18 protein-coding genes, 2 rRNA genes and 1 pseudogene are annotated in these 17870 nt (G+C 68.5%); 3 read left to right on the top strand and 18 right to left on the bottom strand.

What is annotated here, in order from left to right; genetic code table 11:
- The first annotated feature begins 26 nt into the window (after positions 1-26).
- Entirely contained in the window at positions 27-206 is a 180-nt protein-coding gene (locus B4F19_RS03900; RefSeq protein ID WP_292732921.1) for a hypothetical protein, read from the top strand.
- 18 nt (positions 207-224) lie between these two features.
- Here the strand turns inward: B4F19_RS03900 and der are convergent, their stop codons facing one another.
- The 7 genes from der to B4F19_RS03865 all read right to left on the bottom strand — a co-directional run bounded on the left by der (position 225) and on the right by B4F19_RS03865 (position 6932).
- A complete protein-coding gene (gene der / locus B4F19_RS03895) occupies positions 225-1760 on the bottom strand; it encodes a ribosome biogenesis GTPase Der (protein ID WP_292732919.1) in 1536 nt (511 codons plus the stop codon).
- A 2-nt stretch (positions 1761-1762) separates the two neighbouring features.
- Positions 1763-2557 carry a (d)CMP kinase gene (cmk, locus tag B4F19_RS03890; protein WP_292732917.1) on the bottom strand — a complete coding sequence of 265 codons (795 nt, stop codon included), beginning with the start codon at positions 2555-2557 and terminating at the stop codon, positions 1763-1765.
- On the bottom strand, positions 2550-3683 hold the full coding sequence (locus B4F19_RS03885) for a prephenate dehydrogenase (RefSeq protein WP_292725586.1): 1134 nt from the start codon (positions 3681-3683) through the stop codon (positions 2550-2552). The genes cmk and B4F19_RS03885 overlap by 8 nt, the downstream gene beginning before the upstream one ends.
- The gene (locus B4F19_RS03880) at positions 3680-4519 is read right to left on the bottom strand and encodes a pseudouridine synthase (RefSeq protein WP_292725588.1); all 840 of its coding nucleotides are present in this window, start codon (positions 4517-4519) and stop codon (positions 3680-3682) included. The genes B4F19_RS03885 and B4F19_RS03880 overlap by 4 nt, the downstream gene beginning before the upstream one ends.
- Positions 4516-5100 carry an SMC-Scp complex subunit ScpB gene (gene scpB, locus B4F19_RS03875; protein ID WP_292725590.1) on the bottom strand — a complete coding sequence of 195 codons (585 nt, stop codon included), beginning with the start codon at positions 5098-5100 and terminating at the stop codon, positions 4516-4518. Before scpB ends, B4F19_RS03880 begins: the two co-directional genes overlap by 4 nt.
- The gene (locus tag B4F19_RS03870) at positions 5090-5944 is read right to left on the bottom strand and encodes a segregation and condensation protein A (protein WP_292725609.1); all 855 of its coding nucleotides are present in this window, start codon (positions 5942-5944) and stop codon (positions 5090-5092) included. Before B4F19_RS03870 ends, scpB begins: the two co-directional genes overlap by 11 nt.
- An 85-nt stretch (positions 5945-6029) precedes the next feature.
- Positions 6030-6932, bottom strand: coding sequence for a ParA family protein (locus B4F19_RS03865; RefSeq protein WP_228177791.1), 903 nt, complete (start codon positions 6930-6932; stop codon positions 6030-6032).
- A gap of 77 nt (positions 6933-7009) precedes the next feature.
- On the opposite strand from B4F19_RS03865, the pseudogene B4F19_RS03860 reads away from it, so the two are divergent.
- Positions 7010-7585: pseudogene (locus B4F19_RS03860) on the top strand (NAD-dependent epimerase/dehydratase family protein); the annotation flags it as partial.
- Positions 7586-7760: 175 nt separating this feature from the next.
- Positions 7761-7958, top strand: a complete 198-nt coding sequence (locus B4F19_RS03855) for a hypothetical protein (RefSeq protein WP_292732941.1) — start codon at positions 7761-7763, stop codon at positions 7956-7958.
- Positions 7959-7965: 7 nt separating this feature from the next.
- On the opposite strand, the gene xerD is transcribed toward B4F19_RS03855, so the two are convergent.
- The 11 genes from xerD to B4F19_RS03800 form a co-directional block, all read right to left on the bottom strand.
- Positions 7966-8889, bottom strand: a complete 924-nt coding sequence (gene xerD, locus B4F19_RS03850) for a site-specific tyrosine recombinase XerD (RefSeq protein WP_292732916.1) — start codon at positions 8887-8889, stop codon at positions 7966-7968.
- Between the two features lie 2 nt (positions 8890-8891).
- Positions 8892-9482 carry an NUDIX domain-containing protein gene (locus B4F19_RS03845; RefSeq protein WP_292732914.1) on the bottom strand — a complete coding sequence of 197 codons (591 nt, stop codon included), beginning with the start codon at positions 9480-9482 and terminating at the stop codon, positions 8892-8894.
- Positions 9475-11226: a CTP synthase gene (locus tag B4F19_RS03840; RefSeq protein WP_228177832.1), complete on the bottom strand. Its 1752-nt coding sequence runs from the start codon at positions 11224-11226 to the stop codon at positions 9475-9477. Before B4F19_RS03840 ends, B4F19_RS03845 begins: the two co-directional genes overlap by 8 nt.
- A gap of 17 nt (positions 11227-11243) precedes the next feature.
- Complete coding sequence (gene recN / locus B4F19_RS03835; RefSeq protein ID WP_292732912.1) at positions 11244-12941, bottom strand: DNA repair protein RecN; 1698 nt, start codon at positions 12939-12941, stop codon at positions 11244-11246.
- Positions 12938-13861, bottom strand: coding sequence for an NAD kinase (locus B4F19_RS03830; RefSeq protein ID WP_228177787.1), 924 nt, complete (start codon positions 13859-13861; stop codon positions 12938-12940). The genes recN and B4F19_RS03830 overlap by 4 nt, the downstream gene beginning before the upstream one ends.
- Positions 13858-14658, bottom strand: a complete 801-nt coding sequence (locus B4F19_RS03825; protein WP_292732910.1) for a TlyA family RNA methyltransferase — start codon at positions 14656-14658, stop codon at positions 13858-13860. Before B4F19_RS03825 ends, B4F19_RS03830 begins: the two co-directional genes overlap by 4 nt.
- A gap of 10 nt (positions 14659-14668) precedes the next feature.
- Positions 14669-14890, bottom strand: coding sequence for a hypothetical protein (locus B4F19_RS03820; RefSeq protein WP_228177837.1), 222 nt, complete (start codon positions 14888-14890; stop codon positions 14669-14671).
- 89 nt (positions 14891-14979) lie between these two features.
- Positions 14980-16014 (bottom strand): HAD-IIA family hydrolase, encoded by a 1035-nt coding sequence (locus B4F19_RS03815; RefSeq protein WP_292732908.1) that lies wholly within the window; start codon positions 16012-16014, stop codon positions 14980-14982.
- Positions 16014-16721: a hypothetical protein gene (locus B4F19_RS03810; RefSeq protein ID WP_292732906.1), complete on the bottom strand. Its 708-nt coding sequence runs from the start codon at positions 16719-16721 to the stop codon at positions 16014-16016. The genes B4F19_RS03815 and B4F19_RS03810 overlap by 1 nt, the downstream gene beginning before the upstream one ends.
- 694 nt (positions 16722-17415) lie before the next feature.
- Positions 17416-17532: ribosomal RNA gene (gene rrf / locus B4F19_RS03805) — 5S ribosomal RNA — on the bottom strand.
- Positions 17533-17633: 101 nt separating this feature from the next.
- A 23S ribosomal RNA gene (locus B4F19_RS03800) occupies positions 17634-17870 on the bottom strand; the annotation flags it as partial.

Here is a 17870-nt window from a genome sequence, read left to right as displayed (position 1 = left end):
CGACGCACGAGTGCTCGGGTGGTCTCATGGGAAACGCACACGACCACGAGATGATCGAAACTCCAGAGAACGGCGAGACGCACGGCCAGTGGGAAGACCACGACTTCGGTGATGCCGAGTCAGGAACGGACAAGGGCACCGGCGACCCGGGCGACGACCGCTCGCACCTGCAGGACCTGCCGCCGGCCAAGACCGACGGCGCCTGAGCGCGGCGCGCGAAAACTTCAGCGCTGGCGGCGCTCGCGGACTCGCATGTTGAGCACGATCGGCGTCCCCTCGAAACCGAACAGCTCGCGCAGGCGACGCTGAATGAACCGGCGATAGCCGGGGTCGAGGAATCCGGTCGTGAACAGCACGAACGTCGGCGGACGCGTCGCGGCCTGCGTACCGAACAGGATGCGGGGCTGCTTGCCACCGCGCAGCGGGTGCGGGTGTTCGGCCACGAGTTCAGCCAGGAAGGCATTGAACTTGCCGGTCGGGATCCGCTGATCCCACGACTCCAGCGCCGTCTCGAGCGCCGGCACGAGCTTCTCGAGGTGACGGCCGGTCCGGGCAGAGATGTTCACCCGGGGGGCCCACGACACGTGAGCGAGATCCTGTTCGATCTCCCGTTCGAGGTACCGGCGACGGTCCTGGTTCTCGAGCTCGGGCGTTGCGAGCAGGTCCCACTTGTTGAACGCCAGCACGAGCGCTCGCCCGGACTCCAGCACCAGGTCGATGATCCGCACGTCTTGCTCGCTGAGCGGCTGGCTGACATCGAGCACGACGACGGCGACCTCAGCCTTCTCGAGCGCCGCTGAGGTCCGAAGCGAGGCGTAGAAGTCGGCGCCCTGCTGCAGGTGAACGCGGCGACGGATGCCGGCAGTATCAACAAAGGTCCACAGGCGCCCCCCGATCTCGACGATCTCATCGACCGGGTCGCGCGTGGTTCCCGCCAGCTCGTTGACGACGACCCGCTCCTCGCCGGCAGCTTTGTTCAGGAGCGACGACTTGCCCACATTGGGGCGACCGAGGATCGCGACACGGCGCGGCCCGCCGATCTCGTGCTTGGCGACGGCTGAGACATCCGGCAGCACCTTCATGATCTCGTCGAGAAGGTCAGCAACCCCGCGGCCGTGGATCGCGGAAACCGGATGCGGCTCCCCGAGCCCCAGGTTCCACAGCGCGGCAGCCTCGGGCTCCTGACGGGCGTCATCGATCTTGTTGGCGACGAGGAAGACGGGCTTGCCGCTCTTACGCAGCAGCTTGACGACGTGCTCGTCGGTCGAGGTGGCCCCGACCATCGCGTCGACCACGAACAGCACGACATCCGAGAGGTCGATCGCCACCTCGGCCTGCGCCGCCACCGACCGGTCGATACCACGGGCGTCAGGCTCCCACCCGCCGGTGTCGACGAGGGTGAACCGGCGGTCCATCCACTCGGCCTTGTAGGTCACGCGGTCGCGTGTCACGCCCGGAGTGTCTTCGACGACTGCCTCGCGGCGCCCGAGGATGCGGTTCACGAGCGCCGACTTGCCGACGTTCGGACGTCCGACGATCGCGACGACCGGCAACGCCGGCAGGTACTCGATGCCGTCCTCACCGGCCACGAGCCCAGCGAGGACCGCGGCGTCATCCTCGTCCAGGTCGTAGTCATCGAGGGTCGCTCGCAGCGCTGCTGCCCGGGACTCCGCCAGTTCCTCGTCGAGGTCCGCGAGAGTATCGGCGAGGTGGTCCTCGCCCGCGGCGGTCTCGTCAAACTCGTCACCAGTGGTGCTCATGGTCAGTCCTTCCCCTCCACGCCCGGGGCTACCCGGTCGGGGTCCACTGGCGCGGCGCCCCCGAGTTCCCGGCGTGCGACGGCGAGCACTTCTGCCACCGTCTCGTCGAAATCCAACGCGGTCGAATCGACCACGGCAACGCCTGGAGCGGCGGTCAGGAAGTCCACGACCTTCGAGTCCGACGAATCGCGGCGCCGCAACGCCTCCGCGACCTCTGCCGCGGTCGATCCGCTGATCTCGGCGCTGCGTCGCGCAGCCCGAACCGCGGGATCAGCGGTCAGCAGGATCCGCGCCGGCGCATCCGGGGCGACGACGGTCGTGATGTCCCGACCCTCCACGACAACCCCGGGACGACCGGATGCCGCCACCAGGCGCCGGAACGCCGCATTGATCGCTCGTCGGATCGCCGGAACGCGGGCGACGCCGCTCACGGCATCCGTCACCCGCTGCTCGCGAATCGCCTCGGTTACATCGACTTCGCCCGATCGCACCCAATAGTCATCAGGGTCCAGGGAAATGCGGAAGTCGAAGTCGCTGACGGCTTCCAGCACAGCAGTGGCATCGGAGGTGTCGACCTCGCGCGCCAACGCGTGCCACGCGAGCGCCCGATACGCCGCTCCCGTGTCGAGGTAGCCGAAGCCGAGCGCGCGGGCCACCTGCTTCGACACGCTGGACTTGCCGCTGCCGGCAGGGCCATCAACCGCGACGATCACGACGTCGGACGCGGCGGTGTCTGCGGCGACAGTGTCGGCGGCCACAGTGTCGGCGGCCACAGCCTCGGGGGCGGTATCAGTCATTGGTGGTGCTCGCGATCTTCCATCCGCGCTTCTCGAGTCCGGCTGTCGCGTCGCGCAGCACGGATGGCGCGACGGCGATTTCGGCGAGGCCGAAAGGGGCCCCCGGCGAGTGTTCCAGCCGGAAGTCTTCGACGTTGACCGCGAGCGCGCCCAGGTCACCGAACAGGCGGCCGAGTTGCCCGGCGGTGTCATCGACCATCACCACGAGGGACGCGAAGCGGCGGTTCTGGCCGTGCTTACCGGGCAGGCGCTCCACGCCCTCGTTGCCCCGGCGAATGGTGTCGGCGATCTCGCGTCGAGCTCCCGGCGCCTCGGGCGTGCGGAGCGCCTCGGCGACGGCGGCAAGGTCCTGCGACAGTGCGTCGAGGATGTCGACGACGGGGGCGGCATTGGCCGCCAGGATCTGCACCCAGAGCTCGGGAGCCGAAGCGGCGATTCGGGTGGTGTCGCGAACGCCCTGACCGGCGAGCCGCAGCGACCCGTCGGGGGCGTCGGTGAACCGGCCTGCCAGCAGGCTCGCCACCAGCTGCGGGACGTGTGAAACGAGGGCTACCGAACGGTCGTGGTCTTCGGGGGTCATCTCGATCGGGGTCGCCCCGAGATCCAGCGCGAGCGCCTCGACGAGGGCAAGGTCGGATGCCGGGGTCTTGCCGTCACGGCAGACCACCCACGGGCGACCGATGAACAGGTCGGCCCGCGCTGAAATCGCACCGCCCCGCTCACGACCGGCCAGCGGATGGGACCCGATGTAGTGCGTGAGGTCGACGCCGCGAGCTTGGAGCTCCTGCAACGGCTCAAGCTTGACGCTCGCGACATCCGTCACGACGGCGCGCGGGAACGTGCGCAGTTCCCGCTCGACGACGTCGGCGACGACATCCGGCGGAACCGCGACGACGATGAGCGTGGGCTCGTCGGCGGGCGTGGCAGCGCGTCCGGCGCCGTAATCGATGGCGAGACGCAGTTGCGATGGCGAAGCATCCTCGAGCACGACATCCACGCCCAGCGCGCGCAGCGCGTGCCCGACGCTGGCGCCGAGGAGACCGGCACCGACGACGCGCACTGTGCCGGTGACGCGTGGGGTCAGCGAATCACCGCCTGCCACGGCTGACGTATCGGGGCTCGTCACGGGGAAGTCTCCTGAGAATCGGGCGACGAAGAGTCGTCAGCCTCGTGGCGCGCGATCTCTTGCTGCGGGTCACCCTCGCGGCGCGCAAGAGTCAGCAATGCGCCTCGTTCTACTGTAGTCAACTCCCTCACCGCCCCGACCGGGAGGCTTCCCAGGTGCAGCGGGCCGAACTGGCGGCGCACGAGCTCCACGACCGGATGACCCACCTCGGCCATCATCCGTCGCACGATGCGGTTGCGGCCCGAGTGCAGGGTGAGTTCCACGAGCGAGCCACCGCCGGCATCGGATGCCGACAGCAGCCGCGCCTTGTCGGCGGCTATCGGGCCATCCTCCAGCGTCACTCCGCGTGTGAGCCGCGCGATCGTCTGCGGCGTGACGCGCCCCTCGACCTTGGCGATGTAGACCTTCGTCACCCCGAACGACGGGTGTGAGAGCACGTGCGCCAACTCACCGTCGTTCGTGAGGACGAGCAGTCCGCTGGTATCGGCATCCAGGCGTCCGACGTTGAAGAGTCGCTCCGACCATTCCGCCGTGTATTCGCGAAGATCCGGGCGGCCCCGCTCGTCGCGCATCGAGCTGACGACGCCGCGCGGTTTGTTGAGCACCACATATCGCTTGCTCTCATCGAGCTGCACGGCGACCCCGTCCACATCCACGAGGTCCGTGGTCGGATCGATACGCGTCCCGAGTTCGGTCACGACGCGGCCGTTCACCCGAACACGCCCGGCCGCGATCAGCTGCTCTGAGACACGACGCGACGCTACTCCGGCTCCGGCGAGCACCTTCTGCAGGCGCACGCCGTCGGGGCCCTCGGACTCGAATCCGGATGCCGTCATCGGATCGACTCCCCCGCGAAACCGTCTGCACCGTCATCGAGCAGGGGTGAGATGTGCGGCAGCTCATCAAGGGAGTTGATCCCGAGGTTCACGAGCAGGGCATCGGTCGTGCCGTAATGGATCGCCCCGGTGTCGGGATCCGTGAACACCTCCGTGATGAGACCCCGCGACAGGAGCGTCCGCACCACCGAATCGACATTGACGGCACGGATCGCCGCGACTTGCCCGCGGGTGACGGGCTGCTTGTAGGCGATGACGGCGAGCGTCTCGAGGGCAGCCTGCGAGAGCCGCGACGGAGCCTGCGTTCCGACGAAGTCGCTCACGAGATCGTCGAACTCCTCTCGCACATACATCCGCCAGCCGCCGCCGACCTCGCGCAGCTCGAACCCGCGCTTGGGGCCGCCGGTCAGACCGTCGTAGTCAGCGACGAGGGTCTCGATGGCCTGGCGTACGGCGGGCACGGGCGCCCCTACTGCCGCGGCAAGGCTCACGAGGCTGTGCGGCTCGTCGAGGATCATCATGATCGCCTCAAGCCGGCGGGTGATGTCGGAAGCGAAGTCCGAGGTCGTGTCATCGGTCATAGTCGGCTCCCAGTGTCGCAAGGTTCTCGTCCGACCACCGCTCGGCGGTCCAGCGCAGCGTGAGTTCGCCGAGGGGTTCGACCTGCTCGAATGAGAGTGCCGCGTGGCGGTACAGCTCGAGAACCGACAGGAAGCGCGCTACCACGATCCCCGGCTGGTCCACCCCGACGATCAGCTCGCGGAAGTTCAGCGATCCGGAGTTTCGGAGCAGCGTCACCACGACAGCCGCCTGCTCCCGGATGCTGACCAACGGCGCGTGCAGATGGTCGAGCCCGACCTGCGGGATCTCCTTCGGCGCGAAGGCGAGCATCGCGAGCGCAGCAAAATCCTGCGGTGAAAGCGTCCAGACGAGTTCGGGGACGGCATCCCGGTACTTCGCATCGAGCCGCACCGTGCGCGCGTGACGTGTGTCCTCGCGCACGAGGCTGCGCCCGAACCACGCCGAGACCTCCTTGAACGCGCGGTATTGCAAGAGGCGGGCGAAGAGCAGATCGCGGGCCTCGAGCAGCGCGACGCTCTCGGCATCCACCAACTCCCCCTGGGGCAGCAGGCCTGCGACCTTCATGTCCAAGAGCGTCGCGGCAACGACCAGGAACTGCGAGGACTCGTCGAGGTCGTGCTCGGGGCCGAGCGCCCGCACGTGGGCGATGAACTCGTTGGTGACCTCGCTGAGCGAAACCTCGGTGATATCGAGTTCGCGTTTGCTGATGAGTGTCAGCAGCAGGTCGAACGGGCCATCGAACACATCGAGCGTGACGCGGAACCCGCCGTCTGCTTCGGCCGCGCCATCCGCAGCGGCACCGGGCGCGGCATCCGTTCCCTCGTGTGCTGCAGTTTCGTGCACCTGCGGCTCATCAATGCGCCGCGGATGCACGGAACTGCCGCTCTCGTCTGACGGCACCGGAGCGGCATCCGTCGCGCTCGAGGGGTCAGGCGACGGCGCCACGGGCGACGAGCTCTCGCGCGAGCCGCAGATAGGCCTGCGCCGCGGCGTGTTCGGGAGCGAACGTCGTGATCGGCATCCCCGACACCGACGCGTCCGGGAACTTGACGGTGCGACCGATCACGGTCTCCAGCACGTCATCGCCGAACGCCTCGACGACGCGTTCGAGCACCTCACGCGAGTGCAGCGTGCGCGGGTCGTACATGGTCGCGAGTACCCCATCGAGACGGATGTCGGGGTTCAGGCGATCGCGGACCTTGTCGATCGTCTCGATGAGCAGGGCAACCCCGCGCAGCGCGAAGTACTCGCACTCCAGCGGAATGATCACGCCGTGGCTGGCGGTGAGGGCATTGACGGTGAGGAGTCCGAGCGAGGGCTGACAGTCGATGAGGATGACGTCGTATTCCCCCGCCACCTTGCGCAGCACCCGGGCAAGGATCGTCTCGCGTGCTACCTCGTTGACGAGGTGGACTTCCGCAGCCGACAGATCGATGTTCGCCGGGATGACATCGAGCCCCTCCACCGACGTCTTCACGATCGCGTCGTGCGGGTCGCGCTTGGGATCGAGCAGCAGCTCGTAGATCGTGGTGATGTCGTGCGTCGGGATGCCGAGACCCGCCGACAGCGCACCCTGCGGGTCGAAGTCGACAGCCAGCACTCGCCTGCCGTAGTCCGCGAGCGAGGCAGCGAGATTGATCGTCGTCGTGGTCTTGCCGACGCCGCCCTTCTGGTTGCACAGGGCGATCACGCGGGCAGGACCGTGCGACGACAGCGGCGGAGGGGTGTCGAACCCGCGATATGGGCGACCGGTGGGACCGAGGATGTCGGACTCCGCGTCCGTCTTCGCGCCTCGTTTGCTGCCCGCCACCGACTCTCCTGACTTCGCCATGCCGTTGATCGATTCTAGTCACCGAGCGTTCACCGACCGCGAGGCGTGCCGGGCGCGTTCGGCCCTACACTCGGGCCATGTCCAGCGCACCCCACGTCATCGTCGGAGCCGGCCCGGTCGGGTCGTCTCTCGCGCGCATCCTCGCCGGCGACGGTGAACCGGTGATCGTCGTCACCCGCTCGGGCAGTGAACTTGGCGGCGACGGCATCAGGTCGATAGCCGCGGACGCCTCTGACCCCGAGGCGCTCACCCGCATCGCCTCCGGTGCGGCAGCGATCTACAACTGCGCGAACCCGGGGAGCTACACGCAGTGGGAACGCCTCTGGCCGCCGTTGGGGTCGGCGCTCCTGACCGCTGCCGAGTCGACCGGCGCCGTGCTCGTGACGATGTCGAACCTGTACGGCTACGGCCCCGTCACGGAGCCGATGACCGCGCAGATGCCGCTGAATCCGACTGATCACAAGGGCGCTTTGCGGGCCCGGATGTGGGAGGAAGCACGCGCGGCACACGAGGCAGGCCGCATCCGTGCCACCGAGGCCCGCGCCTCGGACTACATCGGCCCGACTCTCCCCGCTGCCAGCGGGCTCCTCGCGAGGTACGCCCAGGCAACGCTCGTAGGAAAGCCCGCATCGGTGTTCGCCGACCCTGATGTGCCACACGCGTGGACAGCGATCGACGACGTCGCACGGACCCTCGTAATGCTCGGCCGCGACGAACGGGCCTGGGGCCGGCCGTGGCTCGTGCCGAGCAATCCGCCCGTCAGTGTGCGCGAGGCGCTTCGGCGACTGAGCGCGGCGGGTCGGCGCTCCCGAACCGCGACTACGCGTCGTGCCGCGGTGGCTGCTCAAGACCGGTGGTCTCGTCGTCCCGCTCCTTCGCGAAGTGGACGGAATGCTGTATCAGTTCGATGCGCCCTTCGAGGTCGATGCCACCGAGACCGAGCAGACCTTCGGCATCCGCCCGACGAACTGGGACCAGCTCCTCGCCGAGACCGCGCGAGCATGGCGGGAACGTCTGTCGTCGTGAGGCCTGCTCAGCGCGCGCGAGGGTGCGACGTCGCATACACATCACGCAGGGCGTCGACGCTGACATGCGTGTAGATCTGCGTCGTCGCGACCGAGGCATGGCCGAGGAGTTCTTGCACGACGCGGACGTCGGCGCCGCCCTGCAGCAAATGGGTCGCGAACGAGTGCCGCAGCGTGTGCGGCGACACATGCGCCTCGAGGTTCGCGCGCTCGGCAGCGGCCTGGATCACGAGCCACGCGCTCTGTCGCGATAACGGCGCCCCGCGCGCCCCGAGGAACAGCCGCGGGCTTGCCTTGCCGCGACGGGCGAGCTCGGGACGCGCCCGGGTGAGGTAGGCATCCACCGCTGCCCGCGCGTACGAGCCGATGGGAACGATGCGCTCCTTCGAGCCCTTGCCGCGCACCCGCAGGATGTCGCCATCGGTCACGTCGTCGACATCGAGGCCTACCGCCTCCGACACGCGCGCACCCGTCGCGTACAGCAGTTCGAGAAGTGCCCGATCCCGCAGCGCCACGAGATCGCCGGGTGTCGCCGCCGCAGGCTCGGGACCCGCAGCAGCCAGCAGCGCCTCGACCTGGGCGATCGTGAGCGCCTTCGGGAGGCGCCGGGGCATCTTCGGCGGCCGCACGTGCGTCGTCGGATCGACGGGGTCGATGCCCTCGACAACGAGGAACCGATGCATCCCCCGCACCGACGACTGCAGACGCGCAAGGCTCGTGGCAGCAGGCGGCGGGTCGGATGCCGCGCGCTCGGCGATGAACTCCGTTACGAGCGCCGCCGTGACCTGCGCAGAGTCATCAATCCCGCGGTCTGCGAGCCACTGCCGGTACGGCCCGAGATCACGGCGGTACGCGGCCACCGTGTGCGCCGATAAGCCCCGCTCGATCGTGACGTGGCGCAGGTACGCGTCGAGCGCCCGATCGAGCTGCATCCTCAGCCCTGGCGTTCGCGACGCAGCACTTCGGCGGCGGCGAGCACCCCCACCGAGAGGATGCCGTTGCGCAGGCTCCCGCCCAGAACACCCGAGATGACCTCATCCACGGACACCCATTCCAGCCGGATGTCGGCTTCCTCGTCCTCACGCTCGTGTACCTCCGGCGCCGGGCTCAACCCGCGCGCAAGGAACAGGTGCACGACCTCGTCGTTGCCGCCCGGCGTCGTGAAGATGCTCACGAGCGGCTGCCACGACGCGGCAACAAGGTCGGCCTCCTCGGCAAGCTCCCGCTGCGCCGTCGCCATCGGCGGTTCGCCGGCGACATCGAGCAGCCCCGCCGGCACCTCCCAGTCCCGGTGGCGAATCGGATGCCGATACTGCTGAATCAGCAGCATCCGCCCCTCGTCGTCGATCGCGACCACAGCCGCAGCACCCGGATGGTCAACGTACTCGCGCACGATCTCGGCATCGCCGTAGCGAACGGTGTCGCTGCGGACGTCCCACACCCGGCCCTCGTGCACCAGAGTTGACGAGACGACGGGAGCCTCGAACGGCTCATCGTGCACTGCGCCGGTCACGTTCTCACTCATCCGATTCGACGTCGAAGAGCTCGCTCGCGCGGTGACGGTCGAGAGCTGCACCCACGAGCCCGCGGAACAGCGGATGCGGCGCCGTCGGCCGCGAGCGCAGCTCGGGGTGGGCCTGGGTCGCGATGTAGTACGGGTGCACCTCACGCGGCAGCTCGACGTATTCGACGAGGTTCCGGTCGGGCGAGAGCCCCGAGAAACGCAGGCCTGCGGTGGCGAGGCGGTCGCGGTAGGCGTTGTTGACCTCGTACCGGTGGCGGTGGCGCTCCGAAACGCGCGTTGATTCGTAGACCTCGGCCGCGATCGAGCCCTCGTCGAGCTGCGCCGGATACAGCCCCAGCCGCATGGTGCCGCCCAGGTCGCCGTGGTCGATGATGTCGACCTGCTCTGCCATCGTCGCGATGACCGGGAACTCGGTGTCGGGATCGAACTCGCTAGAGGATGCCCCCGGCAGGTCCGCCATGTTGCGCGCGTACTCGATGACCATGCACTGCAGGCCCAGGCACAGGCCGAGGGTCGGGATCCCCTGCTCGCGCGCGAAACGCAGCGCACCGAGCTTGCCCTCGATGCCACGGATGCCGAAACCGCCGGGAACGACGATCCCATCGACCGACGCGAGCGCCTTCGCCGCGCCCTCCGGGGTCTCGCACAGGTCCGAGGGAATCCAGGTGATGGTCACGTGGGTCTCGTGCGCGAAGCCGCCGGCCTTCAGGGCCTCGGTCACCGACAGATAGGCGTCGGGAAGATCGATGTACTTGCCGACCAGTCCGATCGTCACCTCGTGCTTGGGGTTGTGGACCGCCTGCAGCACGCGGTTCCAGCGCGTCCAGTCCACGCGGTCGGCCTTCGCGATATCGAGAGCGTCGACGATGTAGTCATCCAGCCCCTGGTCGTGGAGCATCGTCGGGATGTCGTAGATGCTCGGCACGTCGACCGCGTTGACGACGGCGCCTTCGTCGACGTCGCACATGAGCGCGATCTTGCGCTTGTTCGCCTCGGTCACTGGACGATCGCTGCGCAGCACGAGCGCGTCGGGCTGGATGCCGATCGAACGCAGCGTGGCCACGGAGTGCTGCGTCGGCTTGGTCTTCTGCTCCCCCGAGGCACCCATGAACGGCACGAGCGACACGTGCACGAAGAAGACGTTCTTGCGGCCGAGCTCGTGCCGGATCTGACGCGCGGACTCGATGAACGGCTGCGACTCGATGTCACCGACGGTGCCGCCGATCTCGGTGATGATGACATCGGGCTGCGGGTCCTCGGTCGCCTGCAACCGCATGCGCCGCTTGATCTCGTCGGTGATGTGCGGAATCACCTGCACCGTGTCGCCGAGGTACTCACCGCGGCGCTCCCGGGCGATGACCTGCGAGTAGATCTGCCCGGTCGTGACGTTGGCAGCCTGGCTCAGGTCGATGTCGAGGAACCGCTCGTAGTGCCCGATGTCGAGGTCGGTCTCAGCGCCGTCATCGGTCACGAAGACCTCGCCGTGCTGGAACGGGTTCATCGTTCCGGGATCGACGTTGAGGTACGGGTCGAGCTTCTGCATCACGACCCGCAAGCCGCGAGCGGTGAGCAGATTGCCGAGGCTTGCGGCAGTCAGACCCTTGCCGAGGGAGGAAACGACACCTCCCGTGACGAAAATATGCTTCGTCGTCGTCAGGCCCGACGAGCGCTCGTCACCGGTAGAGAAGGGGGACGCCGGGGCGTCGTCCGAAGGGGAACCGTGCGAGTCACTCGGGGTCTGCATCACGGGCTTCGATCCTATCAGTCGGCAATCGCGCCCAGGTCGAGCAACTCGCGGGCGTGGGTGAGCGCTGCCTCGGAGTCTGGCATCCCCGACAGCAGCCGCGCCATCTCGGCCTCCCGGGCGGCGCCGGTGAGTTGGTGAACACCGGATGCCGTGATCGCGCCATCGCTGGCCTTGACCACGCTCAGATGGTTGTTCGCGAACGCCGCCACCTGCGCGAGGTGGGTCACGGCGATCACCTGGGATGTCTGGGCCAAACGCGCGAGCCGCCTTCCCACCTCGATCGCCGCGGCGCCGCCGATCCCGGCATCCACCTCATCGAACACGAAGGTCGGTACGGCATCGACTCCGGCGATCACGACCTCGATCGCGAGCATGACCCGACTGAGCTCACCGCCGGAGGCACTGCGTGAGACCGGACGCGACGATGAACCCGGGTGGGGCGCGAGCAGGATCGCTACCTCGTCCCGCCCCGACCGGCTGGGAGCTGCGGGGGTGACGGAGACCTCGATCTCGGCATCCGGCATCGCCAGAGCATGCAACTCGGCGGTCACGAGCTCTCCGAGGCGGGCGGCAGCCGTCGTGCGCGCCGCCGTGAGGGCAGCTGCCGCCTCATCGAGAGCGGATGCCGCCTCCTCCCGCTCCCGAGTGAGTCGCTCGACCCGCTCGCCGTCGTCGTCGAGTTCTGCCAGCCGTGCCGACCCGGTGTCCAGAAGCGCGATCGCCTCATCCAGGGAGCCATGCGCGCGCACCAGTTCGGACAGTGCGGCACGGCGCTCCTCGACGGCGGCAAGTTCGTGCGGACCCGATTCATCGAGGTCGGCGAGGTACCCCGCGAGCGAGGCTGAGACATCGACGAGCCGGTACCCGATCTCGGCTACCTGCTCGGCGAGACGCTCGAGCTCGGGGTCACTTCCCGCGGCACGCTCCAGGGCACGCCGCGCCTCCCCGACGAGGGTCGTCGCGTCTGTTGCCTCGTCTTCGGCTGTCAGTGCCGCATGCGCCAGCGCCGCGGCCTCCCGCAGCGCCTCGGCGTTCGCGAGCCGCTCGGCCCGCTGGGTGAGTTCGGCATCCTCCCCGGCGCGCGGTGCCACCGCTTCGATCACCGCGATCGCGGCGCGCAGTTCCTCGGCTTCCGCAGCCCGCGCGTCGCGATCGGTGATCAGGGTCGTCAGTTCCTCGTCCAGTCCCTCCCACGCCGCAAACCGGTCCCGGTAGGTGACGAGCGCGTCGGCGACGTCGGCACCGCCGAACCGGTCGAGAGCGTCGCGCTGGGCGGCAGCCGAGCGCAGCCGCAACTGCTCGGACTGCCCGTGCACGACCACGAGGTCATCGGCAAGATCCGACAGGACCGCGGCGGGAGCTGCTCGCCCGCCGACTGCAGCCCGACTGCGTCCCTCGCTCGAGATGATGCGCCCGACGATCAGCTCGGCCCGCGTCTCGTCGATCGGTTCGACGTCGGCGCCAGCTTCGCGCACCCGCTCTGCCACAGCCCCGTCGGGCGGCACGATCCACACGCCCTCAACGGATGCCTGCGCCGCCCCCGCGCGCACTGCACCGCTGTCCGAGCGCTGACCGAGAAGCAGGCCGAGGCCGGTCACGACCATCGTCTTGCCCGCGCCGGTCTCACCCGTGATCGCCGTGAAACCCGGACCGATGGGCAGGGTGGCCTCGGCGATGACGCCGAGGTCCCGTAGGGTCATCTGCTCGATCACGAACTCTCCGCGGCGGGTGACGGGCCGCGCCATCCTTCGACGGGCAGGCGGAACTTCTTGACGAGCCGGTCGGTGAACGACGCGGGATGCAGGCGCGCAAGCCGCACCGGATGCTCGGATCGGCGGACGACGACGCGCGCCCCGGCCGGAAGATCGTGCGAGCGGCGGCCGTCGCACCACAGGATGCCCGTGCCGTTCGTGCGCTCGAGCAACTCGACGGCCACGGTGTGCTCGGGCGCGATCACGAGCGGCTTGGCAAACAGCGCGTGCGCCGACAGCGGGACGACGGCGATCGCCTCGACTCCCGGCCAGATCACCGGACCGCCGGCGGAGAAGTTGTACGCGGTCGAGCCGGTCGGAGTGGACACCACGATGCCGTCGCAGCCGAACGACGACAGCGGCCGGCCGTCGATCTCGATCACGACCTCGAGCATCCGCTCCCGGCTGGCCTTTTCGACCGTGGCCTCGTTCAGCGCCCACGTCTCGTAGATGACCTGCTCGTCGCGGTCCTTGATCCGCACCTGCAGCGCGAGTCGCTCTTCGACCGTATAGTCGCGGTCGATGACCCGCCGGACTGCCTCGTCCATGTCATCGCGCTCGATCTCGGCGAGGAAGCCGACGTGACCCATGTTGATCCCGAGAACCGGGGCGCTGCCCTCGCGAACGAGTTCTGCGGCCCGCAGGATTGTGCCATCGCCCCCGAGGACGATCGCCAGCTCGATGTCGGCTACCGCGACATCAGCACCGAGGGTCGCGAGCGGTCCCGGTATCGCGGAGTCGAGCTCAGCCCGGTCGTCGGAGGAGAGCACTGGTGTTGCGCCCGCGTCACGCAGGGCGCCGATCACACGGGCAGCAGCGCCCACCGTGTCAGGTCGACGCCCGTGCGCGACCACGAGGATGTTGCGCGCCTCGTCGGTCATCCTGCTCCCGTCAGCTGATTCACCGTGCTGATCCATTCTGTCGGATTGCTCCCCCGCGACGCGGCAAGATGCACGAGGTACTCGAGGTTGCCGTGGGTACCCACGATCGGGGAGGAAATCACCCCGAGAGTGCCGAGTCCCGTGTCCCACGCCGACCACAGGACCCCCATGACGGCCTCGGAACGCAGCGCTGCATCGGTCACGACCCCTTCGCGGATGCCGGTGCGCCCCACCTCGAACTGCGGCTTTACGAGCAGGACGATGTCGGCATCCGCCGCCGCCACGCGGCGGATCGCAGGAAGGACATGGCTCAGGGAGATGAAGGAGAGGTCCCCCACGACGATCCGAGGCTCGAGTCCCACGCCGGATGCCGAGCGCAGCGTCTCGGCATCCATGTAACGCACGTTGAACCCCTCGACCGAGATGACCTCGGGGTCGGATCCGATGCCGGCCGCGAGCTGTCCGTGGCCGACGTCGACGGCAACGACCGGCGTTGCCCCGCGCTCCCGCAGCACCTGTGTGAACCCGCCGGTTGACGCACCCAGGTCCAGCGCAGCTCTGCCCGCGACGTCCACCCCGAACGCCTCGAGCGCCGCGACGAGTTTGTGCGCCCCACGGCTGACGTAGTGATCCTCGGCTGCTACCTCGATGACGGATGCCGCGTCCACTGCCGCTGACGGCTTCACCACCCCGCGCCCGTCGACGGTGACGCTGCCCGCGGAGATCAGGCGCGCAGCATGCGTTCGCGAGCGCGCCAGGCCGCGAGCGGCGAGCTCGGCATCCAGTCGGGGTGTCATCGGCGAGAGATCACTGACGAGGCGCCTCAGGATTGTGCTCCAGGCGCCGAGCCAGGTCTTCGTGGATGGCTTCGTACGCCGCAGCCCGGTCAGACAGCGGCTGCGACTCGACGATATCCAGCTGCGAGAGAAGGTTTTCGTCAGGGCGGGGAGCGGCGGCTTCCGTCACGGTGTCGCCGTCCTTGATCTCGTCGGAGGCGGCATCCTCATCGGGACGGTCGTCGCTGAGCATGACACCCAGACTACGGGCGCGACAGCGCGATCAGGCCCGACAGCGCGGCGAAGGCCCCAGGACGGTGGAGGCCCAGGGCCGGTGAACGCTCAGGGCCGGTGGAATGGATCCGCGTAGAGGCGCTCCGGCACACGGAACCCGAAGATCGCACGGCCGGTCCGCCAGATCGCGGCAGCCCCGGCACGCAGCAGGTCGATGGGGCGCTCCCCCTCCGCGAGGATTTCCACATCGGGACCATCGATGCGAACGCGAGCACCCCGCACCTCCGTCACCCCGTCATGGGTCACAGCCTCGGGGTACGGCTCGAAGAGTTCTCGAAGATCACCGAGGATAAACGTGGGCTGCGATCCGGCGGGAGCTGCCAGCACGTGCTTGGGCCGGTCGATTCCCGTCAGCACCAGAGCCGAGGCGATTCCGGCCCGGCAGGCGCCGAGAATGTCGGTGTCGAGGCGGTCACCGATGAACAACGGATGCTGCGCCCCGAAACGCGCGACAGCCTCCTCGAAGATCGGCGTCTCGGGCTTTCCCGCGACGGTCGCCAGGCGCCCGACGGCAGTGTGCACCGCCGAGACGAGCGTGCCGTTGCCCGGTGCGATCCCGCGGGCCTGCGGGATCGTCCAGTCGGTGTTGGTGGCGATCCAGGGGATGCCACCCTCGTCCTCCGGGGTCTTCAGCGCGAACGCCGCCTCTGCCAGCTGCTTCCACCCCACATCCGGGGCGAAACCCTGCACGACAGCCGCCGGCGAATCCTCAGCACTCCGGGTGACGGCGTACCCGGCGTTCTCGAGTTCGACGACCAGCCCCTCACCACCGACGACGAGAATCGTCGCGCCCGGTTCTACGCGGGTACGCAGCAGACGCGTTGCCGCTTGCGGGCTGGTGACCACGTCCGATGCCTGCGTCGCAAGGCCAAGCTCCCGAAGGTGCTCGGCGACAGCCTCGTCGGTCCTGGATGCATTGTTCGTGATGAACCCGAGGCGCCGCTCCCCCAGCGCTGACAGGCTCTCCACTGCCCACGGCAATGCGCCGGCCCCGGCGTAGACGACACCGTCGAGGTCGGCGAGGACCGCATCCACTCCATCGAGCGGCGTCGATGGAGTGCGCCGCCGCGAGAACATCGCCATCAGCCCTCTCCGTCGGCGCGCTCGGTCTCAGTCGCGGGACGCGAGGTCGGCTCGGCGGTGGCCGCCGGAGCGGCGGTGGGCCCTTCGGACGAGAGTTCCTCGGGTTCAATGTCCTCGACGAACAGCTCTTCGCTCTCGGCAAAGCCGGCTGCCGCATCCAGGGCATCGGCGGCGATGATCGCCCGCCGCTGCCACTCCTGTGCCTCATCGACGCGTCCGAGCTCGTCCAGAACCGTGGCACGGGCGGCAAAGAGCGCGGGTGACCACTCGAAGGCGCGATCCGGGTCGAGCTCCGGAATATCGAGCTCACTGAGCGCGCGCTCGGGCTCGCCCAGATCCAGGCGCGCGCCAGACATCGCGATCGCGAGCTCGACACGTACCCCCGCCGGGAGCGCGTCGCGGTCGACGGCCCGGCCCGCCTCCAGGGCACGGTCGGGACGCCCCACCCCGCGTTCACTGTCGACGAGCAGAGCGATCTGGTCATCCTTGCCCGAGATGCGGCGATACGTCCGCAGCTCACGCAGCGCGAGGGCGAAGTCCCCGGTCGCGTACGCGGTGATCGCGGCAGTCTCACGGACCACGGCGATCCGACCCGCACGCTTGACCGCGGCCTGCGCGTGCTCGTGCGCGAGGGCCGGATCGGTATCGATCACCCGCGCCGCCATGGCGAGGTGCCGGGCAACGGCGTCCGCGTTCTCTTTGCCCAAGGTCTTGAGCTCATTGCGGGCGGGCGCAGCGAGGTCCCGGGCGGTGATCTCTTCAGGGATCTCGGGCGCGCGTTCGCGGGTTTCGTTGTCGCGAGGTGGGCGTTCCCTACGCTGCGGACGATCTGCGCGACCGCGGTCCGTATCGCCTCTGCGCTCCGAGGGGCGGCCTCCGCGATCCGATGGACGACCACCGCGCTCGGACGGACGACCACCTCGATCGGAGGGACGACCACTTCGATCGAACGGCCGTCCTCCACGATCGGACGGACGACCACCTCGTTCAGACGAGCGCGGCCTGTCGGCGTCACGCTCACCCGCGCCGCGGGGGCGGGCCGAGCCGTGGGGCCGGCCGCGGTCATCGCTGTAGCGAGGACGGGCTTCGCCTCCGCTCGCGCCGCCGTCGCGAGGGCCTCGCGACGAGCCGCGGGCTGACTTGTCACCGGGAGCGCTCCGCCCAGCACCAGCCCGACGATCCGAACCAGCCCGATCGGGTCGGCCACCCCGCGCAGAAGTGCCCTCGCGATACGGACGAGCCGCTCGATCCTTGCGGTCGCGACGGTCCGAATCATCCGCGTTCGGCGCGCTGTCCTCTACCATCTCGTGCCCGATCCTTCCACGTGGCGTACCTCAGCGATGCAGTGGCCTGTTAACGAGAAATGGCCACCCAGCATTGGGTGGCCATTTCTTAAAAGAAGTCCGGCGGTGTCCTACTCTCCCACAGGGTCCCCCCTGCAGTACCATCGGCGCTGAGAGGCTTAGCTTCCGGGTTCGGAATGGGACCGGGCGTTTCCCTCTCGCTATGGCCGCCGAAACACTATTGATGTTTCAGTCTGCACAACAAAAGTCATTGTCATGCGGTTCTCGACCGTACATCGAGAACCACTCAGTGGACGCAAGCACCAAAAACGGTGTGTTATCAAGTCATCGGCTTATTAGTACCAGTCAGCTGCACGTGTTACCACGCTTCCACATCTGGCCTATCAACCCAGTAGTCTGCTGGGAGCCTCTCGCCCGTAGGCATGGAAGTCTCATCTTGAGGCCGGCTTCCCGCTTAGATGCTTTCAGCGGTTATCCATCCCGAACGTAGCTAATCAGCGGTGCTCCTGGCGGAACAACTGACACACCAGAGGTTCGTCCAACCCGGTCCTC

It is taken from the genome of Microbacterium sp. UBA1097, assembly GCF_002313585.1.
Lineage (GTDB): Bacteria > Actinomycetota > Actinomycetes > Actinomycetales > Microbacteriaceae > Microbacterium.
The sequence above is the reverse complement of the archived record's forward strand: the minus strand, read 5'-3'. Positions and strand labels throughout refer to the sequence as shown.